At 71.1% G+C, this 24,668-nt stretch carries 23 protein-coding genes and 1 tRNA gene; 13 read left to right on the top strand and 11 right to left on the bottom strand.

What is annotated here, in order from left to right; all coding sequences use genetic code 11:
* A complete protein-coding gene (locus tag TU31_RS08040) occupies window positions 1-1,521 on the bottom strand; it encodes a 3-hydroxyacyl-CoA dehydrogenase (protein ID WP_042151109.1) in 1,521 nt (506 codons plus the stop codon).
* A 146-nt stretch (window positions 1,522-1,667) separates the two neighbouring features.
* On the opposite strand from TU31_RS08040, the gene paaN reads away from it, so the two are divergent.
* Window positions 1,668-3,350 (top strand): phenylacetic acid degradation protein PaaN, encoded by a 1,683-nt coding sequence (paaN, locus tag TU31_RS08035; RefSeq protein ID WP_042151107.1) that lies wholly within the window; start codon window positions 1,668-1,670, stop codon window positions 3,348-3,350.
* A gap of 67 nt (window positions 3,351-3,417) precedes the next feature.
* On the opposite strand, the gene TU31_RS08030 is transcribed toward paaN, so the two are convergent.
* Genes TU31_RS08030 through TU31_RS08020 form a run of 3 tightly spaced genes read right to left on the bottom strand, consistent with a single transcriptional unit; the run spans window position 3,418 to window position 6,136 of the window.
* Window positions 3,418-4,092: a TrmH family RNA methyltransferase gene (locus TU31_RS08030; RefSeq protein WP_042151104.1), complete on the bottom strand. Its 675-nt coding sequence runs from the start codon at window positions 4,090-4,092 to the stop codon at window positions 3,418-3,420.
* On the bottom strand, window positions 4,089-5,468 hold the full coding sequence (locus TU31_RS08025; RefSeq protein WP_052718846.1) for an HTTM domain-containing protein: 1,380 nt from the start codon (window positions 5,466-5,468) through the stop codon (window positions 4,089-4,091). Before TU31_RS08025 ends, TU31_RS08030 begins: the two co-directional genes overlap by 4 nt.
* Entirely contained in the window at window positions 5,465-6,136 is a 672-nt protein-coding gene (locus tag TU31_RS08020) for a DUF5819 family protein (RefSeq protein ID WP_042151102.1), read from the bottom strand. The genes TU31_RS08025 and TU31_RS08020 overlap by 4 nt, the downstream gene beginning before the upstream one ends.
* Window positions 6,137-6,305: 169 nt before the next feature.
* Between TU31_RS08020 and paaA the strand changes: the two genes are divergently transcribed.
* The 6 genes from paaA to TU31_RS07990 all read left to right on the top strand — a co-directional run bounded on the left by paaA (window position 6,306) and on the right by TU31_RS07990 (window position 11,475).
* A complete protein-coding gene (gene paaA, locus TU31_RS08015) occupies window positions 6,306-7,256 on the top strand; it encodes a 1,2-phenylacetyl-CoA epoxidase subunit PaaA (protein ID WP_042151099.1) in 951 nt (316 codons plus the stop codon).
* On the top strand, window positions 7,253-7,579 hold the full coding sequence (gene paaB / locus TU31_RS08010) for a 1,2-phenylacetyl-CoA epoxidase subunit PaaB (RefSeq protein ID WP_042151096.1): 327 nt from the start codon (window positions 7,253-7,255) through the stop codon (window positions 7,577-7,579). The genes paaA and paaB overlap by 4 nt, the downstream gene beginning before the upstream one ends.
* On the top strand, window positions 7,579-8,295 hold the full coding sequence (paaC, locus tag TU31_RS08005; protein ID WP_042151093.1) for a 1,2-phenylacetyl-CoA epoxidase subunit PaaC: 717 nt from the start codon (window positions 7,579-7,581) through the stop codon (window positions 8,293-8,295). The genes paaB and paaC overlap by 1 nt, the downstream gene beginning before the upstream one ends.
* Window positions 8,289-8,786 (top strand): 1,2-phenylacetyl-CoA epoxidase subunit PaaD, encoded by a 498-nt coding sequence (gene paaD / locus TU31_RS08000; protein ID WP_042151091.1) that lies wholly within the window; start codon window positions 8,289-8,291, stop codon window positions 8,784-8,786. The genes paaC and paaD overlap by 7 nt, the downstream gene beginning before the upstream one ends.
* Window positions 8,786-9,829 (top strand): 1,2-phenylacetyl-CoA epoxidase subunit PaaE, encoded by a 1,044-nt coding sequence (gene paaE / locus TU31_RS07995; RefSeq protein WP_042151088.1) that lies wholly within the window; start codon window positions 8,786-8,788, stop codon window positions 9,827-9,829. The genes paaD and paaE overlap by 1 nt, the downstream gene beginning before the upstream one ends.
* A 512-nt stretch (window positions 9,830-10,341) precedes the next feature.
* Entirely contained in the window at window positions 10,342-11,475 is a 1,134-nt protein-coding gene (locus TU31_RS07990) for an acyl-CoA dehydrogenase family protein (RefSeq protein ID WP_042151085.1), read from the top strand.
* Window positions 11,476-11,766: 291 nt separating this feature from the next.
* On the opposite strand, the gene TU31_RS07985 is transcribed toward TU31_RS07990, so the two are convergent.
* The 4 genes from TU31_RS07985 to TU31_RS07970 form a co-directional block, all read right to left on the bottom strand.
* Window positions 11,767-12,111, bottom strand: a complete 345-nt coding sequence (locus TU31_RS07985; RefSeq protein WP_042151082.1) for a rhodanese-like domain-containing protein — start codon at window positions 12,109-12,111, stop codon at window positions 11,767-11,769.
* Window positions 12,112-12,121: 10 nt separating this feature from the next.
* Window positions 12,122-13,270 (bottom strand): J domain-containing protein, encoded by a 1,149-nt coding sequence (locus TU31_RS39070; protein WP_181018560.1) that lies wholly within the window; start codon window positions 13,268-13,270, stop codon window positions 12,122-12,124.
* A gap of 188 nt (window positions 13,271-13,458) precedes the next feature.
* A complete protein-coding gene (locus tag TU31_RS07975; RefSeq protein WP_042151081.1) occupies window positions 13,459-14,946 on the bottom strand; it encodes a DUF2252 domain-containing protein in 1,488 nt (495 codons plus the stop codon).
* A 157-nt stretch (window positions 14,947-15,103) separates the two neighbouring features.
* On the bottom strand, window positions 15,104-16,468 hold the full coding sequence (locus tag TU31_RS07970; RefSeq protein ID WP_042151079.1) for an ABC-2 transporter permease: 1,365 nt from the start codon (window positions 16,466-16,468) through the stop codon (window positions 15,104-15,106).
* A gap of 157 nt (window positions 16,469-16,625) precedes the next feature.
* On the opposite strand from TU31_RS07970, the gene TU31_RS07965 reads away from it, so the two are divergent.
* Window positions 16,626-17,060 carry a MarR family winged helix-turn-helix transcriptional regulator gene (locus tag TU31_RS07965; RefSeq protein WP_042151077.1) on the top strand — a complete coding sequence of 145 codons (435 nt, stop codon included), beginning with the start codon at window positions 16,626-16,628 and terminating at the stop codon, window positions 17,058-17,060.
* Between the two features lie 83 nt (window positions 17,061-17,143).
* On the opposite strand, the gene TU31_RS07960 is transcribed toward TU31_RS07965, so the two are convergent.
* Window positions 17,144-17,506, bottom strand: coding sequence for a winged helix-turn-helix transcriptional regulator (locus TU31_RS07960; protein ID WP_042151074.1), 363 nt, complete (start codon window positions 17,504-17,506; stop codon window positions 17,144-17,146).
* Between the two features lie 125 nt (window positions 17,507-17,631).
* Between TU31_RS07960 and TU31_RS07955 the strand changes: the two genes are divergently transcribed.
* Window positions 17,632-18,282: an FMN-dependent NADH-azoreductase gene (locus TU31_RS07955; RefSeq protein WP_042151071.1), complete on the top strand. Its 651-nt coding sequence runs from the start codon at window positions 17,632-17,634 to the stop codon at window positions 18,280-18,282.
* A 203-nt stretch (window positions 18,283-18,485) separates the two neighbouring features.
* Here TU31_RS07955 and TU31_RS07950 read toward each other — a convergent pair whose 3' ends face one another.
* The gene (locus TU31_RS07950; protein WP_078885616.1) at window positions 18,486-19,733 is read right to left on the bottom strand and encodes an MFS transporter; all 1,248 of its coding nucleotides are present in this window, start codon (window positions 19,731-19,733) and stop codon (window positions 18,486-18,488) included.
* 113 nt (window positions 19,734-19,846) lie between these two features.
* Between TU31_RS07950 and TU31_RS07945 the strand changes: the two genes are divergently transcribed.
* Window positions 19,847-20,770: a LysR family transcriptional regulator gene (locus TU31_RS07945; RefSeq protein ID WP_042151068.1), complete on the top strand. Its 924-nt coding sequence runs from the start codon at window positions 19,847-19,849 to the stop codon at window positions 20,768-20,770.
* Window positions 20,771-20,969: 199 nt separating this feature from the next.
* Here TU31_RS07945 and TU31_RS07940 read toward each other — a convergent pair.
* Window positions 20,970-21,053: transfer RNA gene (locus tag TU31_RS07940), tRNA-Leu, on the bottom strand.
* Between the two features lie 534 nt (window positions 21,054-21,587).
* Between TU31_RS07940 and TU31_RS07935 the strand changes: the two genes are divergently transcribed.
* The 3 genes from TU31_RS07935 to TU31_RS07925 all read left to right on the top strand — a co-directional run bounded on the left by TU31_RS07935 (window position 21,588) and on the right by TU31_RS07925 (window position 24,663).
* Window positions 21,588-22,421, top strand: coding sequence for an FHA domain-containing protein (locus TU31_RS07935; protein WP_042151065.1), 834 nt, complete (start codon window positions 21,588-21,590; stop codon window positions 22,419-22,421).
* Window positions 22,422-22,431: 10 nt separating this feature from the next.
* Window positions 22,432-22,962 carry an FHA domain-containing protein FhaB/FipA gene (locus tag TU31_RS07930; protein WP_042151061.1) on the top strand — a complete coding sequence of 177 codons (531 nt, stop codon included), beginning with the start codon at window positions 22,432-22,434 and terminating at the stop codon, window positions 22,960-22,962.
* Window positions 22,963-23,094: 132 nt separating this feature from the next.
* A complete protein-coding gene (locus TU31_RS07925; protein ID WP_042151057.1) occupies window positions 23,095-24,663 on the top strand; it encodes a protein phosphatase 2C domain-containing protein in 1,569 nt (522 codons plus the stop codon).
* The last annotated feature ends 5 nt before the right edge of the window (window positions 24,664-24,668 follow it).

Here is a 24,668-nt window from a genome sequence, read left to right as displayed (position 1 = left end):
TTAGAGCACCAATTCCTCGAGGTCTGCACGGCGCCGCAGCGCCCAGGACGGTGCGTAGCGTCCACCGGCGTCCTGGTGGTGCATCGAATGCAGCAGATCCCACACCCAATGGGCACCCAGCCGCTCGACCCATTCCATGGGGCCGCCGGGGTAGTTCACGCCCAGCCGCATGGCCGTGTCGATGTCCTCGGGGGTCGCGACCCCGCGGGCCGCGGCGTCCACGGCGAAGTCGATGATCATCGCGATCGTCCGGGCGACGATCATTCCCGGCACGTCCTCGATCACGCTGACCTGCTTGCCCAGCGCCTGGAACAGCCCGACAGCCTCCGCGAGGTCCTCCTCGGAGACCGCCGACGAGGCCGCCAGGGCGATCCGGGTCGCGGCACGGTAGTCCAGGGACAGGTCGAAGCGGATGTAGTTCTCGTAGACGAGGGTCGTGGCCGGATAGCCGTTGGTCAGCGCCAGACAGGCCCCGCCGGGAAGACGAAGGAAGCCCTCCGACCCCCCTGGCGTGCGGTCGCGGGTGACCTTGATGCCCGCCTCCTCGATGAGCTCGCGCAGCACCACCGCGGGGCCGGGCAGCTTCGCGTGCAGGCCGACGGCCTCGGGCGCCGGGCAGGGCTCCGCGGTCCGCGGTTCCGGCCGGCGGGCGCCCTCGGAGTAGTCGAACCAGCCGCGCCCCGCCTTACGGCCGTGCAGCCCGGACTCGACCAGCCGGCGCTGCGCCAGGGAGGGGGTGAACTTCGGGTCCTGGAAGAAGGCCTGCCACACGGAGTGGGTAACGGCTTCGTTCACGTCCTGCCCGATGAGGTCGGTCAGCTCGAAGGGCCCCATCTTGAATCCGGCGCCCTCACGCAGCACCGCGTCGATGGTGGCGCGGTCGGCGATCCGCTCCTCGTGGGCCCGGAAGGCTTCGGCGTAGAAGGGGCGGGCGATGCGGTTGACGATGAAACCGGGGGTGTCGGCGCAGCGCACCGGCTGTTTCCCCCAGGCCGCGGCGGTGTCGTACGCCGTGGTGGCGGCCGCCTCGTCGGTGGCGAAGCCGCTGATCACCTCGACCAGGGGGAGCAGCGGCGCGGGGTTGAAGAAATGCAAGCCCACGCAGCGGCCGGGGTGGCGCAGCCGGCCCGCGACCGCGGTCACGGACAGCGAGGAGGTGTTGGTGGCCAGCAGGCAGTCCGCCGTGACGACGTCCTCCAGGGCGCTGAACAGCTCCTGTTTGGCCGGAAGTTGCTCCAGGATCGCCTCGATGACCAGTGCGGCGTCGGCCAGCTCCGCGAGGGCGGTGGCGGGGGAGAGGCGCGCGCGGGCGGCGTCCCGCTCGTCCGCCGAGATCCGGCCTTTTTCGACGAGCCGGTCCAGCCGGCTCCCGATCGCCTCGGCGGCCTGTTCGGCGCGCCCGGGGGCGGTGTCATAGAGGCGTACGCGATGGCCGGCGACCAGCGCCACCTGCGCGATGCCCTGTCCCATGGTGCCGGTGCCCACCACTGCCACGGTGCTGCTGGTCCCGAGTGCCGTCATGCCAGCTGATCCTCCCCGACCGACTTTTCCACAGGCTGGCCGGGCCCTCTTGCCCCGACCGATCGTTCGGTTACTCTAACTCCGTTGCCCTGTCCACTCCCAGCCCTTATCCACTTCCGCCCAGCTCGACGAGGAGTTGGTCATCGATGGCCGCCGAAATGACCACAGCGCAGTTGATCGAGAAGCACCGTCCGACCCTCGACCAGGCGCTGGAGGCGATCCGCACCCGCGCCTACTGGTCCCCGCACCCCGAGCACCCGAAGGCGTACGGCGAGACCGCCGCACCCGACGGGCTGGCCGCCTTCGAGGCGCTGCGCGGCAAGCGGTTCGAGCTCGACCAGCCCGGCACGGATGACTGGACGGGCGGGGAAGTCTCGCCGTACGGGCCCGAGTTGGGCATCAGCTATCCGCATCCGGATGTGGACGAGCTGCTGCCGGCCATGCGCGCCGCGCTCCCCGTCTGGCGGGACGCCGGCCCGGAGGCGCGGGCGGCCGTGTGCCTGGAGATCCTGGCCCGGATCAGTGCGCGCACCCATGAATTCGCCCAGGCCGTGATGCACACCAGCGGACAGGCCTTCATGATGGCGTTCCAGGCGGGCGGGCCGCATGCCCAGGACCGCGGCATGGAGGCGGTGGCGTATGCGTACGCCGAGCAGGTCCGCACCCCGGAGCAGGCGCCGTGGTCCAAACCGCAGGGCAAGCGTGACCCACTCGAACTGACCAAGAGCTTCACGTCCGTGCCGCGCGGTGTCGCCCTGGTGATCGGCTGCAACACCTTCCCGACGTGGAACGGCTACCCGGGCCTGTTCGCCTCTCTGGCGACCGGTAACCCGGTGCTGGTCAAGCCGCATCCGCGCGCCGTGCTGCCGCTGGCGATGACCGTCAAGGTGGCCCGCGAGGTGCTCGCCGAGGCCGGTTTCCCGGCCGACCTGGTGTGCCTGGCCGTGGACAAGCCGGGGGAGGGCCTGGCCAAGATGCTGGCCGTCCGTCCCGAGGTCCGCGTCATCGACTACACCGGCTCGACCGCCTTCGGCGACTGGCTGGAGACGCACGCCCGGCAGGCGCAGGTCTTCACGGAGAAGGCCGGCGTCAACACCGTCGTCATCGACTCCACCGACGACTACAAGGGCATGCTCAGCAACCTCGCCTTCTCGCTGTCGCTCTACAGCGGACAGATGTGCACCACCCCGCAGAATCTGCTGATCCCGCGGGACGGCATCGGGACGGAGACCGGACCGAAGTCGTACGACGAGGTGGTCAGCGATCTCGCGGGCGCGGTGAGCAGCCTGCTGGGCGATGACGCACGGGCCAACGCCCTGCTGGGCGCCATCGTCAATCCGCAGGTCAAGGAGCGGATCGACGCGGCTGCCGGGCTCGGTGAGGTGGCGCTGGCCTCCCGTGAGGTGGCCAACCCCGAGTTCCCCGGGGCCACGGTCCGTACGCCGGTGATCGTCAAGCTGGACGGCGCCAAGCCGGACGACGAGGCGGCCTATCTGTCGGAGTGCTTCGGCCCGGTGTCCTTCGCGGTGGCCGTCGACTCCGCGGCCGACGCGGTGGATCTGCTCCGGCGCACGGTCCGCGACCAGGGCGCCATGACCGTCGGCGCGTACACCACCTCGCCGGATGTCGAGAAGCTGGTGGAGGAGGCCTGCCTGGAGGAGTGCGCCCAGCTGTCGCTGAATCTGACCGGCGGGGTCTATGTGAACCAGACCGCGGCGTTCTCGGACTTCCATGGCTCGGGCGGCAACCCGGCGGCCAATGCGGTGCTGTGCGACAGCGCCTTCGTGGCGAACCGCTTCCGGACGGTGGAGGTGCGCCGCCCGGCGTGACCGGTGCGGGTGGGGCCCGGGACCTGTTCCTGAGCCCCGGCCGGGCCGTCGGCGGGCCCCGGGCCCGTCAGGGGGCGCCCGGCCCCTCGATCCGCGCATGGCGGCCGATCCAGGCATGCATCGCGATGGCCGCCGCGGCCCCCGCGTTGATCGAGCGCGTCGAGCCGAACTGCGCGATCGAGCAGACCAGCGAGACGTGCCGGCGCGCTTCCTCGGTCAGCCCCGGACCCTCCTGGCCAAAGAGCAGCACACAGCGGCGCGGCAGCTCGGTCGTCTCCAGCGGCACGGAGCCGGGCAGGTTGTCGATCCCGATGATCGGCAGTTCCTCGGCCGCCGCCCAGGCGGTGAGGTCAGCGGTGTCCGGATGGTGGCGGACGTGCTGGTAGCGGTCGGTCACCATCGCACCCCGGCGGTTCCAGCGTCGCTGCCCGACGATATGGATCTCCTTGGCCAGGAACGCGTTCGCGGTCCGGACGACCGAGCCGATGTTGAAGTCGTGGCCCCAGTTCTCGACGGCCACATGGAAGTCATGGCGGCGGGTGTCGAGGTCGGCGACGATCGCCTCGCGCGTCCAGTAGCGGTACCGGTCGACGACATTGCGGCGGTCGCCATGGGCGAGCAGCTCGGGGTCGAACCGCTCGTCCTGCGGCCAGGGCTCCGGGTGCGGCCCGACGCCGATCTGCGGCCCGTACCCCTCGTCGTACTGGAGGGGCTCGGCGGGGGCGGTTTTCTCGCTGCTCACCCCACGAGCGTATGGCCACCGCCGCTGTGCTCCGTACGGGTGTCCGGCTCACCGCCGGCCGGGCGGGCCGGCCCGCCGCGCGAGAACAGTCGTTCCCGCAGGCCGGAGAGGCGCGCGGAGAGCCAGGTCAGGAAGTTCGTCGGCAGGAAGACCGCGTCCGCGGTGATCATCGCGAGCGAGAAGAACGGCAGCCCCAGCAGGATCGCGATCGAGAGGTGCTCACAGATCATCATGACCAGCAGCACATTCTTCAGCCGGCGGTTGAAGAGCGTGAACGGGAAGGCGACCTGCACGATCACCGTGCCGTAGGTGATCAGCATGATCATCACGCCGTTGCTGCCCAGCAGCTCGGACAGCGCCGGCCAGGGGGAGAAGTAGTCCAGGTGCATCGGGAAGTAGACGGCGGTGCCGTCCTGCCAGCGGCTGCCCTGGATCTTGTACCAGCCGGCGGTGGCGTAGATCAGGCAGACCTCGACCATGATCACCAGCAGTGCGCCGTTGTGGGCGAGCTTGGCGAGGGTGTCCAGTACGACGCGCGGCTCGCCGGGCGCGTACCGCTGCACCGCCCACCACAGCCCGTGCGTCACCCACAGCCCCCACAGCACCAGGCTCCAGCCGATGTGCGGGAACGGGCCGTGGTCGAACCAGCTGAGGCCGTAGTTGCCGCCCAGTTGGGCGACGGCCAGGGCGAGGCCGAGCACGGCCCACAGGATGATGCCGGGCAGATCGCGGGAGGCCGCGCCGTCGGTTCCGTCCGCGGCAGCCGCCGCCCGCTTCGCACGGCGCGCGTCCAGCGACCAGACCTGCCCGCACCGGGTCAGCACGAGATACATCGACATCAGGTGGATGACGTTGTCGCCGCCGTCCCCTATGAAGATGCTGCGGTTCTGGAGCGAGATCACGCCGATCATGAACAGCACCGACATGGTGCGGGTGCGCCAGCCGAGCATCAGCAGCGCGGCGGCCACGATGGCCAGCAGATAGACGCACTCGAACCAGCCGCGGCCATCGGACCAGGGCAGCACGGAGAAGGCATGGTTGCCGGCCAGCAGCCGGCGCGCCATGTCCAGGGTCCAGGGGCTGTCGGGCCCGTAGAGGACCGCGCGATGCGGCCACTCCCGCAGCAGGAACAACAACCAGGTCGCGGAGAAACCGATCCGGATCACGGCGGTCTGGTACGGGGCCAGCGCCCGGCCGGTGGCGTACCGGAAGCCGCGGCCGATGGCGCGCTCGATCCGGGTCTCTTCGTAGGGCTCGGGCTCCTGAGGCACCTGGGATGCCGGCGCTTGCTCAGGCACGTCGGCCGGCTCGGTGAGGTGCGCGGGCTGCTGTGCGCCGGGCGCCTGCTGAGGCTGCTGGGGCGTCGGTGACGTCACTGGTGGGTCGCCCCCTCGGGCAGGTCGGCTGCGGTGACCTGCCACCAGGGCAGCACGCGGAACACGGGCTTGTCGCTGATCTTCTCGGTACTCCACGGCGGCGGACGGACCGCCGTCGTCTGCGAGCGGACCTGGATCTGCTCGACCCGACCGCCGCCCCTGGTCCACTCGTCGTCCATCCGGAACAGCACGAGCCGCCGGATGTAGCGCTCGGACAGCTCACCGCGCAGGCCGACCGGGCGGTTCTGCGCGTTGTGGGTGTTGACGAAGAGCTCCCACCCACGGCGCAGCTGGTTCTGCTGGGTGTGGCTGGGCATCGGGTTGTGCCGGATGGCCTGGCCGTCGCGGGCGGTCAGATCGGTCCAGCCGGTGGTCCGCGCGGTGCCGTCCTCGGTGCGCAGCTGTGCGCGGACCTGGACCGCGTTGTTCTGCTGGAGGGGGTTGGGCGCGAACAGCTTCCAGTTCTGCTCGTACTCGGGATAGACATAGTCGCTGAGCAGAGCGCCCTGCTGTTTGCTGAGCGTGTTCGACGGTGCGACATGCAGGAACATCATCGCGAGATGAATGGCGACGGCGACCGCGATGGCACAGGCCGCCACTCCTATGACGATCCGCGAGGGCAGCGAGAGCGCGGCCAGTGGCCGCGATTCGTCCCCGTATGACTGCATTCCCGCCCCGTTCCCAGAATCCATGCGGCCAACTCCGCTTCGGAACCGTACCTAGGCGGCCCGGCCGGGCACACCTCTCCTGAGTTATCCACAGGCTTGACACCCGAGGTCCACCCACTCACCATTGAACCGAACGATCGGTCGGTCGGGAGCAGCGAGGGGGCACCACATGACGACGATCGCGCCGGAAGAGACGGCCCGAGAGGCCGTATTCGACGCCACCGTGGCCGCGGAAGAGCGCATCGAACCGCGGGACTGGATGCCGGACGCCTACCGCTCGACACTCGTGCGGCAGATAGCGCAGCACGCCCACTCCGAGATCATCGGCATGCAGCCGGAGGCCAACTGGATCACCCGGGCGCCGTCCCTGCGCCGCAAGGCGATCCTGATGGCGAAGGTGCAGGACGAGGCCGGCCACGGCCTGTATCTCTACAGCGCCGCCGAGACCCTGGGCACCAGCCGCGATGAGCTGCTGGACAAGCTGCACTCGGGCCGCCAGAAGTACTCCTCGATCTTCAACTACCCGACCCTGACCTGGGCCGACGTCGGAGCCATCGGCTGGCTGGTGGACGGCGCGGCGATCACCAATCAAGTCCCGCTGTGCCGGTGTTCGTACGGTCCCTACGCCCGCGCCATGGTCCGCATCTGCAAGGAGGAGTCCTTCCACCAGCGCCAGGGCTACGAGCTCCTGCTGACCCTCAGCCGCGGCACCGAGGCGCAGCACGCCATGGCGCAGGACGCGGTGGACCGCTGGTGGTGGCCGTCCCTGATGATGTTCGGCCCGCCGGACGACGAGTCGTCGCACTCCGCGCAGTCCATGGCCTGGAAGATCAAGCGGCACTCCAACGACGAGCTGCGCCAGCGCTTCGTGGACATCTGCGTCCCCCAGGCCGAGGCCCTCGGACTGACGCTCCCCGACCCGGATCTGACCTGGAACGACGAGCGCGGTCACTGGGACTTCGGCCCGATCGACTGGGCCGAGTTCCGTGAGGTCCTCAAGGGCAACGGCCCCTGCAACGCACAACGCATCAGCCGCCGGCGACAGGCCCATGAGGATGGCGCCTGGGTCCGCGAGGCAGCCGCCGCCCACGCGGCCAAGCACGGGAAGGCCACCCGATGACGACACCACGCCCCGCCGAAACCGGCGCGACCGCCGCAGCACCCACCGACTGGCCGCTGTGGGAGGTCTTCGTCCGCAGTCGCCGCGGTCTCTCGCACACCCATGCCGGCAGCCTGCACGCCCCGGACGCCGAAATGGCGCTGCGCAACGCCCGGGACCTCTACACCCGCCGCTCGGAAGGCATCTCCATCTGGGTGGTGCCCTCGGCGCAGGTCACCGCCTCCTCACCGGACGAGAAGGACGCCTTCTTCGAGCCGGCCGGCGACAAGCCCTACCGCCACCCGACCTTCTACGAGATCCCGGACGGGGTGCATCACCTTTGATGAACATCACCGCCACCCCGGCCCTGCCCCTCGGGGACGACGCCCTGATCCTCTCCCACCGCCTGGGCGAGTGGGCCGGCCACGCCCCGGTCCTGGAGGAGGAGGTCGCCCTGGCCAACATCGCGCTGGACCTGCTCGGCCAGGCCCGAGTGCTGCTCTCACTGGCCGGTGACGAGGACGAGCTGGCCTATCTGCGCGAGGAGCGGCAGTTCCGCAATCTCCAGCTCGTGGAACAGCCCAACGGCGACTTCGCCCACACCATCGCCCGCCAGCTCTACTTCTCCACCTACCAGGAGCTGCTGTTCGACCACCTCGCAGCGACCGAGAGCGAGTTGGCGCCACTGGCCGGGAAAGCCGTCAAGGAGGTCGCCTACCACCGCGACCACGCCCACCAGTGGACACTGCGCCTCGGCGACGGCACGGACGAGAGCCACACCCGGATGCAACGCGCCCTGGATTCCCTGTGGCAGTTCACCGGCGAACTCTTCGAGCCGGTGGAAGGACTGGAAACGGTGCCCTGGTCCGCCCTGCACGACGACTGGACCACCCGCATCACCACCACCCTGGAGCAGGCCACGCTCACCGTCCCCGAAGGCCCCAGGCACGGCGCCTGGCGGGCCGGCGCGGGCCGCCAGGGCCTGCACACCGAATCGTTCGGACGGCTGCTCGCCGAGATGCAGCACCTCCACCGCAGCCACCCGGGGGCAACATGGTGACCACCACCGCCCTCGAAGAGGAACTGCTGGCGCTGGCCGGCTCGGTTCCCGACCCCGAGCTGCCGGTGCTCACCCTCGCCGAGCTGGGCGTGCTGCGCGGTGTGCAGCTCACCGCCCCCGGCCGCGTCGAGGTGCAGCTCACTCCGACGTACACCGGCTGCCCCGCCATCGAGGCGATGTCGGCCGACATAGAGCGGGTGCTGCACGACCACGGCATACCCGAGGTCGAGGTCCGTACGGTCCTCAGCCCGCCGTGGACCACGGACGCGATCACCGCCGAGGGCCGCCGCAAGCTCGCCGAATTCGGTATCTCACCGCCACGCCCCACCGGCCCGGCCGGCGGGCCGATCGCCATCGACCTCACCATCCGCTGCCCCCACTGCGGATCGACCGACACCACCCTGCTGAGCCGGTTCTCCTCCACGGCATGCAAGGCCCTGCGCCGCTGTGAGTCCTGCCGCGAACCCTTCGACCACTTCAAGGAGTTGTGATGTTCCACCCGCTCCAGGTCCGGGAGATCGAGCGGCTCACCGACGATGCGGTCGCCGTCACCTTCGCGGTCCCGCCCGAGCTGCGCACGACCTTCCGGCACACCCCCGGGCAGCACATCGCGCTGCGCAGATCGGTCGACGGCCAGGAGATCCGCCGTACGTACTCCATCTGCACCCCGGCCACCGACGAGCCCGTCCTACGGGTGGGCATCCGGCTGGTCGAGGAGGGCTCGTTCTCGACGTACGCGCTCAAGGAACTGGCGGTCGGCGACACGGTGGACGTCATGGCCCCGGCAGGCCGCTTCACCCTCGAACCGCGCCCCGGCCACTTCGTCGGAATCGTCGGCGGCAGCGGCATCACCCCGGTGCTGTCCATCGCCGCCACCCTGCTCGCCCAGCAGCCGGACGCCCGCTTCTGTCTCATCCGCAGCGACCGTACGGCGGCGTCGACGATGTTTCTGGAAGAGGTGGCCGACCTCAAGGACCGCTACCCCCAGCGCTTCCAGCTCATCCACACCCTCTCCCGCGAGGAACAACAGGCCGGCCTGCCCTCCGGCCGTCTGGACGAGCCTCGTCTCCGCTCCCTCCTGCCCGCCCTCCTGAAGATCGACTCCGTCGACGGCTGGTTCCTCTGCGGCCCCTACGGCCTGGTCCAGGGCGCCGAACGCGCCCTGCGCGCCCTCGATGTGCCCCGCACCCGCATCCACGAAGAGATCTTCCACGTCGACAACGGCACCCCGACCGCCCCCATAACCACCACCCCCGCGCACAGCACCGTGACCGCCACCCTCGACGGCCGCTCCGGCAACTGGCCCGTCCACGACGGCGAATCGCTGCTCGAAGCGGTCCTGCGCAACCGCGCGGACGCCCCGTACGCCTGCAAGGGCGGCGTCTGCGGCACCTGCCGCGCCTTCCTGGTCTCGGGCGAGGTCCGCATGGACCGCAACTTCGCCCTGGAATCCGACGAGGTCGACGCGGGTTACGTGCTGGCCTGCCAGTCCCACCCGGTCACGGAGAAGGTGGAGCTGGACTTCGATCGGTAGAGCCGACGCGAGCGCACCGGCCGCACGATCCGGGGGCTGCCGGACGCCACACCACACCAGCCACCATCCCGTCCGTCCCACCGGCTGAGGGCGGCGTCCCGGAACCGGACTCCGCACGGCGCGTGATCACATCCCTAGCCTGAATCTGGGGGACGCCCGAGCCACTTTGCAGCAGGCAGCAAGGGTCCGCCTTCAACGCCGATGACCCGGGCGCTGAGCCTGTGGGCGAGGGTCGGCGTCGACAACCGGCACCGGCACCGGCACTGGCGTCGGCTTCCGCTGTCGCTTCGGCTTCCTCCCGGCAGGCCACCGGCATAGGCAGTACCCGGGGGCGCGAGGCGCCCTCCGGAGCCCGCGCCGGCCGATGCCCACGCACGTTCTCCCGCTCCCTATTCGCTCCCCACCACCCTCAACTCCCGCGCCCCTGCACCGCTTCCACCATTCCCAATTCCTGCAACCTGTTCTACCTTGACGCTTCGTCAGATCAAGGTGCCGCGTGGGAGGACAGAGCAGTGGACTTCACCTTCACCGAGGAGCAGCAGGCCGCCGTCGAAGCGGCGAAGGCCGTCTTCTCGGGGGTCGCTCCGGACAGTGTGCCCAGCCCGGCGCTCACCCCCGGTGCGGTCGCCGACGACTTCGACCGCGCGCTGTGGCGCAAGCTCGCCGACGCTGATTTGCTGAGCCTGCCGATCGCGCCCGAGCACGGCGGCGCGGGCCTGGACCCGATCGCGCTCTGCCTCGTACTCCGCGAGTCGGCCAAGGTGCTGGCACGGGTACCGCTGCTGGAGTCCGGCGCCGCCGCGCTCACCCTCCAGCGTTATGCGACCGAAGAACTCCGCGCGGAGGTGCTCCCCGGGATCGGCGCCGGGGACCTCGTCGTGACCGTCGCCGCCCATGGCCGCACCGGGCACGAACCGGCCGATCTCGCCGTGGCAGCCCAGCAAGAAGGCTCCGACTGGGTCCTCGACGGCGTCCAGACCGCTGTCCCCTGGGCCCGGACCACGGACGGGATCCTGATCCCCGCCCACACCCCCGACGGGCACGCCGTACTCGCCCTCGTCCTCCGCACCCACCCGGGCATCACGCTCGACGACCAGATCTCCACCAGCGGAGAGCCACACGCCGAGGTCCGGCTGGATTCCGTACGCATCAGCAACCGGGAAGTGATCGCCGACCCCGCCGCCTGGGAATGGCTGCGCAACGTGCTGACCACCGGCACCTGCGCACTCGCTCTGGGTCTCGGCGCACGTGTACTGGACATGACCAGCGACTACACCAGCAAGCGCGAACAGTTCGGGTACCCGGTGGCCACCTTCCAGGCCGTCGCCTGCCAGGCCGCCGATCGCTTCATCGATCTGCGCGCCATGGAAGCCACCCTCTGGCAGGCCGCCTGGCGCCTCACCACCGAAGCAGCCGGCTCGCTACCGCTCACGGGAGATGTCGCAGTGGCCAAGATCTGGGCCTCGGAGGGCGTACGCCGGGTCGTCCAGACCGCCCAGCATCTGCACGGCGGCTTCGGCGCCGACACCGACTACCCGCTGCACCGCTACCACGCCTGGGCCAAACAGCTCGAACTCTCCCTCGGCCCGGCCGCCGCCCACGAGGAGTCCCTCGGCGAGCTGCTCGCGGCACATCCCCTGGGGTGACTCGGGAGCGAGTGGAACGGGTGCCGGGGCAGGGGCGGACGGGGTGCCGTACGGGCGCCGGGTTCAGGGATGTGGCCACGGCCCCGCACGTCCCGGAAATCGAGCCGGTGCCGAACGTTCCTCCCGCGGCCCGGACGATCATCTGGTGCGGCCTCCCCCGACCATCTGGGAGGCGGGACTACCGACCGTTCAGGGCCGACGGCAAGTCCGGAGGGGCGGTTCACCACCGCCCGACCGGACAACCCTCCAGCCATCCAAGCTGCCCAGCAGCCCGGCTCGCCGTCTCCGCGGCTAGATGACCGACCCGGAGCCGCCCTTGCCGTCCGAGACGGGGCGGCCGGCGGCCTCCCATGCCTGCATGCCGCCGGCGACGTTCACCGCGTCAATGCCCTGCTGGATCAGATACTGCGCCACCTGCGCCGAGCGCCCGCCGACCCGGCACAGCACATACACCTTGCCGGCGTCGGGCGCTGCGTCGGTCAACTCGCCGTAACGGGCGACGAATTCACTCATCGGAATGTGCAGCGCACCCTCGGCGTGCCCCGCCTCCCACTCATCGTCCTCGCGCACGTCCAGGAGGAAGTCCTCCGACGTGAGAGCGTCGACACCGACCGTGGGCACAGAACCAAATTGCATGCTCCCGACGCTACCGGACCAGCTGCGCGAGGTACGTCTCGCGTTCCGCGACATCGGCGAGCAGCTTCTCGGCGATCTCGTCCAGAAGCGCGTCGGGGTCCTCCGGCGCCATCTTGATCATCGCGCCGATCGCGCTCTCCTCCAGCTCGGCGGCCATCGCGGCCAGCAGCTCCTTGCGCTCGGCCAGCCACTCCAGCCGCGCGTAGAGCTCCTCGCTCTCGCTGAGCCGCTCCTCGGCCGGTGCGGGGCCTGCCTCCCACTCCCGCGCCAGCTCGCGCAGCACCGCCTCGTCGCCCTGGGCGTACGCCGCGTTGACCCGTGCGATGAACGCGTCCCGCCGGGCACGCTCCGCGTCGTCCCGCGCCAGATCCGGGTGGGCCTTGCGCACCAGGTCGCGGTAGACCTTGCGGGCCTCTTCGCTGGGCCGCACCTTCTGCGGGGGCCGCACCGACTGCTCGGTGAGCATCGCCTGAGCCTCCGGAAACAGCCCGTCCGACCCCATCCAGCCGTGGAACAGCTCCTCGACCTCCGGCATCGGCAGCACCGACGCCCGCGCCTCCCGCGCCTTACGGAGGTCCTCGGGGTCGCCCGTACGCGCCGCCACCGCCTCGGCGATCTGCGCATCCAGCTCGTCCAGCCGCGCGTACATGGGGCCGAGCCGCTGATGGTGCAGGCGGGAGAAGTTATCCACCTCCACCCGGAAGGTCTCCACCGCGATCTCGAACTCGATCAGCGCCTGCTCCGCGGCGAGCACGGCCTTCGCCAGCCGCCGGGTCGCCTCGTCCTGAGCCGCGGCCGCTTGCTCGTCGGCCCCTCCGCCCGTCTCGGCGGCCGCCGGGCCGGCCTGATCAACGCCTGATCCGGCCCCCGCCCCGGCCTGTCCGACGCCCGGCTCGTGTCCTTGTGTGGCCTGACCAAGGCCCGGCCCGGCACCTTCCGCGGCCTGGCCTACGGGTGAATCGGTCTGGGCCCCAAGGCCGACATCAAGCCCCTCCGAGCCCGCGACCTGATCCTCCGGGCCGCCGACGTGCCCGAGCTGGGCACCCTGCCCACTGCCGCGGGCGTCCGGTGCCTGCGGGTCGGCCTGGGCGTCCGGGGTGCCCGGTACGTCCGGTCGGTGCTGGCCGTCCTGCGCGTTCTCCGCGTGCGAGTTCGTCACCCGGCCAGCGTACGGCCCTACCGGGGCGCGGCCCTCCACGGCCATTCAATCGCTTCCTGCTGGGCCTGGGGGCTTCCCCTCCCCCCAAGCCCACCCACCCCCTCCGCCTCCACCCCCAGAAAACTGCGTCCACACCCCAGACGGCCCCGGCCCCCACGGAGCCCCCGGACCCAGCCCCCCGCTCCCCCTCACACCCCCATCTCTGCCGCGATCCGGCCGTTCTTCACCGCTGTGGTCAGGGCCGCGTGGTCTGCTTCCATGCGGTTCGCGTAGGAGACCGCGAAGGTCGCTATGGCCTCGTCCAGTTCCTCGTTCTTGCCGCAGTAGCCGGCCAGCAGGCGTGGGTCGGCGCTGTGTGAGTGTGCTCGGGCCAGGAGGGCGCCGGTCATCCGGGCGTAGTCGTCCATCTGGTCGCCGGACAGCTGCGTCGGGTCCACGCTCCCCTTGCGGTTTCTGAACTGGCGGACCTGAAAAGGCAGTCCGTCCCGCGGGGCGTTGTCCGCACCCGCACCACCCGTGCCCGCTGCACCGCCCGTGCCGGCCGCGCCACCCGCGCCACCACCCCCCGACGACCCCATGCCCGGCACCGTCGTCCAGCCCAGCAGGATGTCGCTGACCACCTGCATCCGGCGCTGGCCGAGCACCACCCGGCGGCCCTCGTGCACCACCGACGGCACCGGGAAGCCCGCCTTCTCCACGAAGGGCGCCAGCACCGAACCGCGTGCTTCCTTCATCTGGAGAACCAGCGGTTCGCCCCGGTGGTCCAGCAGCAGCACCACATACGACCGCAGGCCCACGCTGCCCGTGCCGACCACGCGGAAGGCGACATCGTGCACCGCGTACCGGGCCAGCAGGGGCAGCCGGTGCTCGGCGATCGTGTCCAGATAGCCGGTGAGAGACGCGGCCACGGCTGCCGCCTCCGCGTCCGGCACCCTTCGCAACACCGGCTGCGCGTCCACGAACCGGCGGCCGCCGTCCGCGGTCGGCTCCGTCGCCTTGGCCGCGAACCGCGCGCTGGTGTTTTTACGGGCCTTCTCCGCGACCTGCTCCAGCGTTCCCAGCAGATCCCGGGCGTCGGTGTGCGAGACCAGTTCCTCGTCGGCGATCGCGTTCCACGCCTCCACCGCCGGCAGCTTGGCCAGCAGCCGCATCGTGCGCCGATAGGAGCCCGCCACGTCCTGCGCCGCCCTGTGGCAGTCTTCCTCGCCCGCGCCCGCCTCCCGGCCGGCCAGCACCACCGACGCCGCGAGCCGCTTCACATCCCACTCCCACGGCCCGTGCAGGGTCTCGTCGAAGTCGTTGAGGTCGATGACGAGGCCGCCGCGGGCATCGCCGTAGAGGCCGAAGTTGGCGGCGTGCGCGTCTCCGCATATCTGTGTGCCGATGCCGGTCACCGGGTCGACGGCCAGGTCGTACGCCATCAGGCCGGCGGAGCCGCGAAGGAAGGCGAAGGGGCTCGCGGCCATCCGGCCGACCCGTATAGGCGTCAGCTCGGGCAGCCGGCCGGCGTTGGACTCCTCGACCGCCGCGACCGCGTCCGGCCGCCCGTCCGCAATCGACAGCCCGGCCTGCTCGGAACGCGGGAGCCGCTCCCGCAGCGCCCGCCCCACCGCCTTGGGCGACGGCCCCTGGGCATCCTGACGGGCAAACCCCGGTACGTACGGCACACGCGGCATAGCGGGCCACCTCCCCCTTCACGACCTGTGTTCTTGCTGTCCCTGCGCTTCAGTGTCGCTGCGTTCTGCGTTCGTCGGCGCGCCGGGCGGTTCCGGCCTGCCGACGCCCATGACGTTACCGACGTCCCCGCGCGGCCCGCAGAGCCTGTGGATAGCGCTAGACGCCCACCGCCTCTTCCCACTCCTCCTCCAGCGCCGCGGCGGCGTTCGCGGACCCGTGGCCCGCTCCCGGCTCCACGCCCCCGGCCGGCCGGCCGCTCCGAGCCGGTTCCGGCACCGTCGCCGCCACCGCGGCCGCCGCCACCGCCGCGGCATGAGCCGCCGCCTCCGCCTCCGCGCTACGCCGCCGCTTCTCTGCCAGCGCCGCCACACCGATCACCACCAAGCCGGCGACCAGCCACCCCACCAGCGTCCACAGGTGTCCTGCCAGGCCATATCCGTCGAAGTAGACATGGCTGCGGACGCCTTCCACGAAGCCCGCGCCGTTCCAGAAGGAGTGCAGCGCCGCGAAGAATCCGTTCTGCATCTCGGGGCGGAAGATCCCGCCGGAGGACGTGAAGTTGAGCATCACGAAGAGGGTCATCACCCCGAGCGTCGTCCAGCGCTTGAGGAAGGTGTGCAGTCCGGTGCCGATCAGCAGAACGCCCGCCGAGTAGAGCCAGGCCATGCCCCACAGCCCGCTGAGACCGTGGTCGACCAGGTGGAAGACCGGACCGGCGAACGCCGCCCCGATGAGGCCGACGACGAACGAGGTGCCGATGGCCAGCGCCGTCCGCAGCCGCAGCGGCAGCACGGCTCCGGCGCCGCCGATCACCGCGACCGACGCGTACGAGCCGATGCTGATCGCGACCAGCAGGAAGAAAATGCCCTGACCGGTCGGGTCGTCCTCGGCGGTCGGCGCCACGTCCGTGACCTTCAGCGGCGCGCCCTGTTGCGCCGCGATCGGGGTGAAGACCTTCTGGACGACGGTTGCGCTGGTGTCCGAACCGGCCATCGCCACCAGCAGCTCGGGCACCGGCTTCCCGGGCCGCGCCGCCTCACCGGCCCCGCCCCTGCCCGCCGCCCCACTCGACGTACTCGACCCAGCCGAACTACTCGACGCACCCGCCTCACCAGACCCGTCCGCCCTGCCCGACGCGCCCTTCGACCCCGACGCATCCGCCACACCCGACGCCCCCTGCGCCCCCTTCGCAGGCATCACATACGCCCCGAAGATGTCCTGATGCGTGAGCCGGTCCACCGCCGCCGCCCGGTCACCGACGGTCCGTACCTCCAGGTCACCGCCCGCCCTGTCGTTGATCGACTGGGCGAGCAGCTGGGCGCTCCGGCCGGACCCGACGACCGCCACGGGCAGATGGTGCGGCGCGGGATGCGCGAAGGCCCCCAGGTACGCCAGGCCCATCCCGATGCACATCAGCAGCGGGGTGATCAGATGCGTCACGACATGACGCAGCCCGGTGGTGTGGGCGGCGGGCGCGGATCGGTGCGCGCTTCGGTGGTCGGGACGTCGGACCGTACTCATGGGCCAGGCCTTTCCGCTCGTCGGCTCAGCTGTCGCCACTGGGGCCGGTTTCGCATCAGCCCGGACCCGCGACGCCTCGGGGGCCGCCGGCCAGTAGTTGGCTATTACAACTCTCTATTGCGTTGTACTATACAACTACCTCTACGAAAGGCAACCCGTGGCTCACCGCGAGGACTCCGTCGAGACCATCCAGCAGGAGATGACCGCGTTCGCCCGCCGGGCCCGCGCGACCGCCGCCCGGATGCACCCCGAGCTGTCACTGGTCTCCTACACCCTGCTTGCGCACCTCGATGACCAGCAGGGATGCCGCGCCACGGACCTCGCGGCGCACTACTTCCTGGACAAGTCCACGGTCAGCCGGCAGATCGCCGCGCTGGAGAAGCTCGGATTCGTCGAGCGCCGTGTCGACCCGGAGGACCATCGCGTCCAGGTGCTGCACCCCACCGAGAAGGGCGACCGGGTGCTCGCCAACGTCACCGCCAGCCGCCGCCGGGCGTTCCACGAGCGGCTGGCCGACTGGGACGAGGAAGATCTCGACCGCTTCGCGACCTATCTGCGCCGCTACAACGCCGCCCAGGAACGACTGGGGTAAGGCACCCGTCCAGGGCACCCGCCTGAGCGCGCACCCATAGGCGGAGGCCGCCGCACCTACCGGCGCCTCTCAGTCCGGGACACCTACTTCCGGAACCTCTCCGGACACTGCCCGCCATCGGCGAGATAGGTCTCCGCCCAGCGCCCCAGCTCCTTGAGCGCGGGCTCCATCGCCAGACCGGCCTCCGTCAGCCGGTAGGAGACGCGCAGTGGCGGTCCGGCGTCCACCTCGCGGACGACCAGGCCGGTCGACGCCAGCTCCATGAGGCGGTCGGAGAGCATCCGCTCGCTGATACCGGGGATGGCCCGCCGCAGATCGGCGAAGTGCACCGGACCCGGCATCAGGGTGGCGACGATCAGCCCCGTCCAGCGCTTCCCGAACAGCTCGAAGACGCGCGTCATCCTGCCGTCGACCTGCCTGCACATCGCCTCGCCGTGGTCCGCCATACACCCAGAGTACCGCCTTCCCGTTGGCTACTGCGGAAAAGTAAGTTCCTGTGCTATCAATAGTGACGTACGGAATTCAACCAGTGGTCGAGCGCCGCCCGGCCGCCTACCGAAGGACCGATCCCATGGCCACGCTTCTGCTCATCGACTCGTCCGTCTTCCCCGAGGGCGGTTCCGCCTCCCGTTCGGTCACCGCGGCCTTCCGCAAGGCCTGGGAGGAGCAGCACCCCGAAGGCACCGTGATCCACCGCGATCTGGCCGCCGATCCGCTGCCGCACCTCGACGGTGCCGGCGCCTCCGCCGCCTTCTCCGATCCGGCCACCCACACCCCCGAGCAGCAGGCGGCCTTCGCACTGCGCGTCGAGCTCGTCGAGGAGCTGGAGCGGGCCGACGCGATCGTCATCGGCGCGCCGATGTACAACTTCACGATCCCCTCCACGCTCAAGGCGTGGCTCGACCAGGTGATCATCATGGGACGTACGGCGGGTGAGCAGCCGTCGGCCAAGGGCACCCCGGTCACCGTCGTCGCCAGCCGCGGCGGTTCCTACGCGCCGGGCACGCCCCGTGAGTCCTTCGAGTACGTCCAGAACTACCTGGCGGCCGTGCTGAACGGCGGGCTGGGCCTGGACGTCGACTTCATCGTCCCCGAGCTGACCATGGCCCCGAACAACCCGGCGATGGCCGAGCTCATCCCGCTGTACGAGACCTCCCGCGAGAAGGCCCACGAGGACGCGGCGGCCAAGGCCAAGGCCCTCGTCGCGCGCCTCGCCGCCTGAGCCCGGCCATAGGACACCCGAGCGGGGCGCGGGCGGGCGGCACGGCTGCCCGCGCCCGACGCAGCCACCTCCCGGCGGGCACCGCCGGGAGGGCGCGGCGCCCGGTCGCCACCACGCGCCCGCCCCGGGTCACCGGCGCCCGGCTCCGCCACCCCGTGCCCGCGTCCACCGCGCCGCACCTCGACCTCACGTGCGCCTGCCCCTCACGCCGGCCACGAGCGCACCTCCCGCCCCGGCGCCCTCCCCACCCCCGCCGCCACCAGCGCCCCCACAGCGAGCGCCCCGCCCAGCCACATCACACCGGTCGCGCCCCAGCCGTCCGCGGCCCGCCCGCCGGCCAGCGCCCCGAGCGCGATGGCCCCGTTGAACACCGCCACGAACAGTGCGGAGGCCGCCTCACGGGCCCCCGGAGCGGCCGCCATCAGCCAGGTCTGCGTGCTGACCGAAACGCCCCCGTAGGCCAGCCCCCATACGGTCACCACCAGGGCGGCCCCCGGTACCCCTGCGCCGCGTGCCAGCAGTGGCATCAGCGACACCGCCCCCGCGAGCACCCCGCAGATCACCAGCAACGCCGCCCGCGGCGACCGCGCCGCCCCGGCCCCGGCCAGGAAATTCCCGGCCAGACCCGCGAGGCCGAAGGCCAGCAGCAGCGTGCTGATCTGCCCGGCGTCCGCGCCGGCCACCTCCTCCAGCACCGGCCGCACATACGTGTACGCGGCGAAGTGCCCGGTCACCAGGAGCGCCACCAGGACGAGCCCGGTCCGTACGGGGGCGCCGCGCAGCACCCCCAGCACCCCGTTCAGCCGCACCCCGGCAGCTTCCGGCAGCGGTGGCAGCAGTACGGCCAGCGCGACCGCGACCGCTCCGCAGACCACGGCCATCGCCCCGAACGCGGTGCGCCGGCCGCCCAGTTCGCCCAGGAAGGTGCCGGCCGGCACCCCCAGTACGGACGCCGCCGCGACCCCGCTGAAGATCAGGGACGTCGCCGCCGCCACGCTCCGCGCGGGCACCAGCCGCACCGCGAGCCCCGCCGCGATCGACCACACCCCGCCCATCGCCAGCCCCACCAGCACTCGGGCCACCAGCAGCACCACGACATTCGGCGCATACGCCGCCAGCAGATTGGCCGCCGCCAGCGTGCCCATCAGGGCCACCAGCAGCGCCCGTCGGTCCCGCCGCCCGGCCAGCATCGTCAGCAAGGGGGCCGACACCGCCGCCACCAGGCCCGTGACCGTCAGCGTCAGGCCCGCCGTACCGGCCGAGATCCGCAGCTCCCGGCCGATCGGGGTCAACAGCCCCACCGGCAGCATCTCCGACGTCACCACCGTGAACGTCGCCGCGGCCAGCGCCCCGACGGCCGGCAGCCCACCGCCCCGCTTCCGCCCCGACTCCCCTGCTCGCGCGGCCACTTCGGCGCCGCTCGGCGCCGCCCCGCCCTCGATGTTCGTCATGCCCCCAAGCCAACGCCCGCCCTCACGGGGGAACAACGGCCCACCTCTCACGCTTCTATGAGCAGGGCTCATCGATCCCCGTGCAGACCACCGACCGATCCCCGGAGGCACCCATGAGCGGCCCGACCGCCACCACCGGCCTGCCCGCCCCCGGCCTCGAACTCCGCGAACTGGAATGCTTCCTCGTACTCTCCGAGGAGCTGCACTTCGGCCGCACCGGCGAGCGGCTCTATGTCTCGCAGAGCCGCGTCAGCCAGTTGCTGCGCGCCCTGGAGTCCCGGATCGGCGCCCGTCTCGTGGACCGCACCAGCCGCCGGGTCCGCCTGACCCCGCTCGGCGAGGAGTTCCGTACGTCGCTGCGCCCCGCCTACGACGCGCTGCGCGGCACCGTGGAGCGCGCCCGCAGCGCCGCCCGCGGTATCGACGGCCGGCTGACGGTCGGCTTCCAGGGCACCGCCGACGACCGGATCATGCGGGCTCTCGACGTCTTCCACCGCCGCCACCCGGGCTGCGCGACCGAGATCGTCGAGATCCCGCTGTGCGACCCCTTCGGCGCGCTGCGCAGCGGCGCGGTCGACGCGGCCGTCACGCTGCTGCCCGTGACCGAGCCCGATCTCACCCTCGGCCCCGTCTTCCCGGCCCAGCAGCAGACCCTCGCCGTCTCCGTACGGCACCCCCTGGCGTCCCGCGCCACCATCGGCGCCGAGGATCTGGCGACCACCCCCCTGATTTCCGCGGCCGGCCCGGCGCCCGCGTACTGGCGCGCGGCCCACGCCCCGGCCACCACACCGCAGGGGCGGCCGATCCCCGCCGGTCCCGCCGTCAGCACGCTCCAGGAGGGCCTCACCCTCGCCGCAGCCGACCGCGGCGGCATGCTGCTGTGCCGCCCCACCGCCGACTACCACGGCCGCCGCGACCTCGTCTTCGTCCCCGTCACCGGCCTGCCGGGATCGGTCCTGGGCCTGGTCCACCACACCGCCCGCGAAAACGCCCGCGTCCGCGCCTTCCGTACGGTCGTCACGGAGATCGCCGGGTGACGGAGGCCACGTGGCGATCGGGGGCGCGGGCGGAAACGGGCCCGGCGAGGGCGGTGGAGGGCACGGATGTGACGTAGCCCTCAACGGCCCGGCTGAGGCTGCCGCCGGAGCCCCGCACCCGTGACATGGGCAACAAGTGACGAACACAACGAAAGACCCCCGGTCTCCGGATTTCTCCGGAGACCGGGGGTCTCATCTGTGCGCGAGGGGGGAGTTGAACCCCCACGCCCTTTCGGGCACTGGAACCTGAATCCAGCGCGTCTGCCTATTCCGCCACCCGCGCATGGGTGCTGCCGGTTGATTCTCTCACGTGATCCGGGCTATTCCGTCCGGGTCTTGTGCGAGCGCCTGCCGACATCCAGAACACTAGCACGCTGTCAGGGGTGACTTCACACGCCTTTCCCCCGGTCCCCGCCCTGCGGCAACCCGGGCGGCACCCCGCCCCACCCCGGGCATTCGCCGCGCGCCGCCCCTAGGGGTCACACTCGCGGTAGCCGCAATCAGGGTGCGGGCCACCCGGTCCGCCTCGGGGCCGGCCGACCCGGCCGGTCCCGCGTCATGTCCGACTCCGGCCCCCGCCCGGCCGGAGTGGTCGACGGTTGCGGGACACTGTCTTCGGGGCACATCTACGATCGCAGTGCACAAGCACTGGACAAGGAGCAGACAAGCACCGGGCAACCCTGTGAGGGGCGACACTCGTCCTCAAGGCGGGAAAGGGGAACCAGCCGATTTCCCTACGCGTGGATACGATCAGTAAGCAGTATCAGGACGACTCGATCAGGACGACCCCGACGAAGACTGAGGAAGGAGGTGCCCCGTGGGAGTACTGAAGCGTTTCGAGCAGCGTCTCGAAGGTCTCGTCAACGGCACCTTCGCCAAGGTGTTCAAGTCCGAGGTGCAGCCCGTTGAGATCGCCGGCGCGCTACAGCGCGAGTGCGACAACAACGCCACCATCTGGAACCGCGACCGCACGGTCGTCCCCAACGACTTCATCGTCGAGCTGAGCACCCCCGACTACGAGCGGCTGAGCCCCTACAGCGGGCAGCTCGGCGACGAGCTCTCCAGCATGGTCCGCGACTACGCCAAGCAGCAGCGGTACACCTTCATGGGCTCGATCAAGGTCCATCTGGAGAAGGCCGACGATCTCGACACCGGCCTGTACCGCGTGCGCAGCCGCACGCTCGCCTCCAGCTCCTCGCAGGACCAGCCGGGCCCGGCGGCCGACCGGCGCTCCGCCGCGGCGCCTCGCGGCGGCCAGCCCGGCGGCGGCCATGTGAGCCCGCCCCCCATGCCTTCGTCCCCGCCTCCCGGCGGCGCACAGTCCGTACCCCGTACGGCACCGCCCGGTGCAGGACCGCAGCCCCACGCGCAAACCAGGCGCTGGATCGAGATCAACGGCACCCGCCACCAGATCTCGCGACCCACGCTCGTGCTGGGTCGCAGCACCGACGCTGACGTACGGATCGACGACCCGGGTGTCTCCCGGCGTCACTGTGAGATCCGGGTCGGAACGCCCCCCACGATCCAGGATCTGGGTTCCACGAACGGCATCGTGGTAGACGGGCAGCACACCACCCGCGCTAATCTCCGCGACGGCTCGCGGATTGTCGTGGGCAGTACCACCATCGTTTACCGGCAAGCCGAAGGGTGAAGCGGGGGCAATGTCAGAGCTGACCCTCACGGTCATGCGGTTGGGTTTCCTCGCCGTACTGTGGCTGTTCGTCATCGTGGCCGTTCAGGTCATCCGCAGCGATCTGTTCGGCACGCGCGTCACACAACGCGGTGCCGCCCGTCGCGGCGGGCAGGAAGCGCGTGCGCAGCGTCAGGCTGCCGCGCCGCCGCAGCAGCAGCGCCGCCAGGAAGGCGGCCGCGGCAACAACAACCGGCAGCGCCGCGGAGCGCCCACGAAGCTCGTGGTCTCCGAAGGCTCGCTGACCGGCACCACCGTCGCCCTCCAAGGCCAGACCATCTCTCTGGGCCGAGCACACGACTCCACGATCGTGCTGGACGACGACTACGCGTCCAGCAGGCATGCCAGGATCTACCCGGACCGTGACGGCCAGTGGATCGTCGAGGACCTCGGTTCCACCAACGGCACGTACCTGGACCGGACCCGACTGACGACCCCGACACCGATTCCGCTGGGAGCCCCGATCCGCATCGGCAAGACCGTCATCGAGCTGCGGAAGTAGTACGACAATGAGCGAGCGGAGCGAGCGAGCCGCGGCGGTCCACTCGGCGGACCCGGGCGTGCTCCCGACCGGAGGGTGGGCAGTGTGGCTCGAAGAGACCGGCTGTACCCCGAGCCGACGGGTGAGGTGCGCATGAGTCTGTCACTGCGCTTCGCCGCCGGATCGCACAAGGGCATGATCCGCGAGGGCAACGAGGACTCCGGCTACGCCGGGCCACGGCTGCTCGCCATCGCCGACGGCATGGGCGGCCAGGCCGCCGGTGAGGTCGCCTCGTCCGAGGTGATCTCCACCCTCGTCCAGCTCGACGACGACGTCCCCGGCTCCGACCTCCTCACCTCCCTGGGCACGGCCGTCACACGCGCCAATGACCAGCTGCGGGTGATGGTCGAGGAGGACCCCCAGCTGGAGGGCATGGGCACGACCCTGACCGCCCTGCTGTGGACCGGGCAGCGGCTCGGCCTCGTCCACGTCGGCGACTCGCGGGCGTACCTGCTGCGCGACGGCGTCCTGACCCAGATCACCCAGGACCACACCTGGGTGCAGCGGCTGGTCGACGAGGGCCGGATCACCGAAGAGGAAGCCACCACCCATCCGCAGCGGTCGCTGCTGATGCGGGCGCTGGGCAGCGGCGATCATGTCGAGCCCGATCTGTCGATCCGCGAGGTGCGGGCCGGCGACCGGTATCTGATCTGCTCGGACGGGCTGTCCGGGGTGGTCAGCCACCAGACGCTGGAGGAGACCCTCGCCAGCTACCACGGTCCGCAGGAGACGGTGCAGGAGCTGATCCAGCTCGCGCTGCGCGGCGGCGGACCCGACAACATCACCTGCATCGTCGCCGACGTCCTGGACGTGGACGGCAACGAGACGCTGGCCGGCCAGCTCAACGACACCCCGGTCATCGTCGGTGCCGTCGCGGAGAACCAGCACCAGCTCAGCGACCCGAGCACGATGCAGACACCCGCCGCCCGGGCCGCCGAGCTCGGCCGGCCCGGCGGGCCGAACCCGGGTGCGCCCGGTGGTGCCTTCGGGCCGCCCGGCAGCGGTGATCCGGAGGTCGGCGGGCCGCCGCACGGCTCGTTCGGCGCGTTCATGGACGAGGACTTCGTCAAGCCCCGGCGGCGCGGGCGGTGGCTCAAGCGGTCACTGTTCATTGCGCTGGCGCTGGCCGTCGTGGGCGGCGGCTGCTACGCGGGCTACAACTGGACGCAGACCCAGTACTTCGTCGGTGCCAAGGACGACCACATCGCGCTCTACCGGGGTATCAGCCAGGACCTCGCGTGGATCAGGCTCAATGATGTGGACGAGGAGCACCCCGAGATCGAACTCAAGTACCTGCCGCCGTATCAGCGCAATCAGGTCAAGGAGACGATCGCGGTCGACAATCGCACGCAAGCGAGCGAAAAGGTCACCGAGCTGAGCAAGCAGGCCAACGCCTGCCGTAGTAAGGAGCAGCGGGAGGCCGCCGAGCGTGATGCGGCGCGCCACCCGGGCCACGGCCAGACGGGCACGCCGAGCAAGCCCGGTTCCCCGTCGCAGCCCGCTTCGCCGAGCGCCAAGCCCGGCAGCACCGGCAAGAACGGCGGCACCGGCACGGCCGGCGCGCTGGCGGCGACCACGTCTCCGTCTCCCACAGCCACTCCCAGCCAGGCCCCTTCCCAGGAGCAGCAGAAGCTGGAAAAGAATTGCAGCACCCAGCAGTGAGGGCG

Source organism: Streptomyces lydicamycinicus (genome assembly GCF_000829715.2).
Taxonomy (GTDB): Bacteria; Actinomycetota; Actinomycetes; order Streptomycetales; family Streptomycetaceae; genus Streptomyces; species Streptomyces lydicamycinicus.
Note: the sequence above shows the minus strand (reverse complement) of the source record. Positions and strands in the feature narration are given on the sequence as shown.

Coding starts and splice junctions, on each gene's coding strand:
- TU31_RS07930 (WP_042151061.1), top strand. CDS start 22,432: ATGTCAGAGCTGACCCTCACGGTCATGCGGTTGGGTTTCCTCGCCGTA.
- TU31_RS08040 (WP_042151109.1), bottom strand. CDS start 1,521: ATGACGGCACTCGGGACCAGCAGCACCGTGGCAGTGGTGGGCACCGGC.
- paaC (WP_042151093.1), top strand. CDS start 7,579: ATGAACATCACCGCCACCCCGGCCCTGCCCCTCGGGGACGACGCCCTG.
- paaD (WP_042151091.1), top strand. CDS start 8,289: ATGGTGACCACCACCGCCCTCGAAGAGGAACTGCTGGCGCTGGCCGGC.
- TU31_RS07970 (WP_042151079.1), bottom strand. CDS start 16,468: ATGAGTACGGTCCGACGTCCCGACCACCGAAGCGCGCACCGATCCGCG.
- paaE (WP_042151088.1), top strand. CDS start 8,786: ATGTTCCACCCGCTCCAGGTCCGGGAGATCGAGCGGCTCACCGACGAT.
- TU31_RS07950 (WP_078885616.1), bottom strand. CDS start 19,733: ATGACGAACATCGAGGGCGGGGCGGCGCCGAGCGGCGCCGAAGTGGCC.
- paaN (WP_042151107.1), top strand. CDS start 1,668: ATGGCCGCCGAAATGACCACAGCGCAGTTGATCGAGAAGCACCGTCCG.
- paaA (WP_042151099.1), top strand. CDS start 6,306: ATGACGACGATCGCGCCGGAAGAGACGGCCCGAGAGGCCGTATTCGAC.
- TU31_RS08020 (WP_042151102.1), bottom strand. CDS start 6,136: ATGCAGTCATACGGGGACGAATCGCGGCCACTGGCCGCGCTCTCGCTG.
- TU31_RS07925 (WP_042151057.1), top strand. CDS start 23,095: ATGAGTCTGTCACTGCGCTTCGCCGCCGGATCGCACAAGGGCATGATC.
- TU31_RS07975 (WP_042151081.1), bottom strand. CDS start 14,946: ATGCCGCGTGTGCCGTACGTACCGGGGTTTGCCCGTCAGGATGCCCAG.
- TU31_RS07960 (WP_042151074.1), bottom strand. CDS start 17,506: ATGGCGGACCACGGCGAGGCGATGTGCAGGCAGGTCGACGGCAGGATG.
- TU31_RS07985 (WP_042151082.1), bottom strand. CDS start 12,111: ATGCAATTTGGTTCTGTGCCCACGGTCGGTGTCGACGCTCTCACGTCG.
- TU31_RS07945 (WP_042151068.1), top strand. CDS start 19,847: ATGAGCGGCCCGACCGCCACCACCGGCCTGCCCGCCCCCGGCCTCGAA.
- TU31_RS07955 (WP_042151071.1), top strand. CDS start 17,632: ATGGCCACGCTTCTGCTCATCGACTCGTCCGTCTTCCCCGAGGGCGGT.
- paaB (WP_042151096.1), top strand. CDS start 7,253: ATGACGACACCACGCCCCGCCGAAACCGGCGCGACCGCCGCAGCACCC.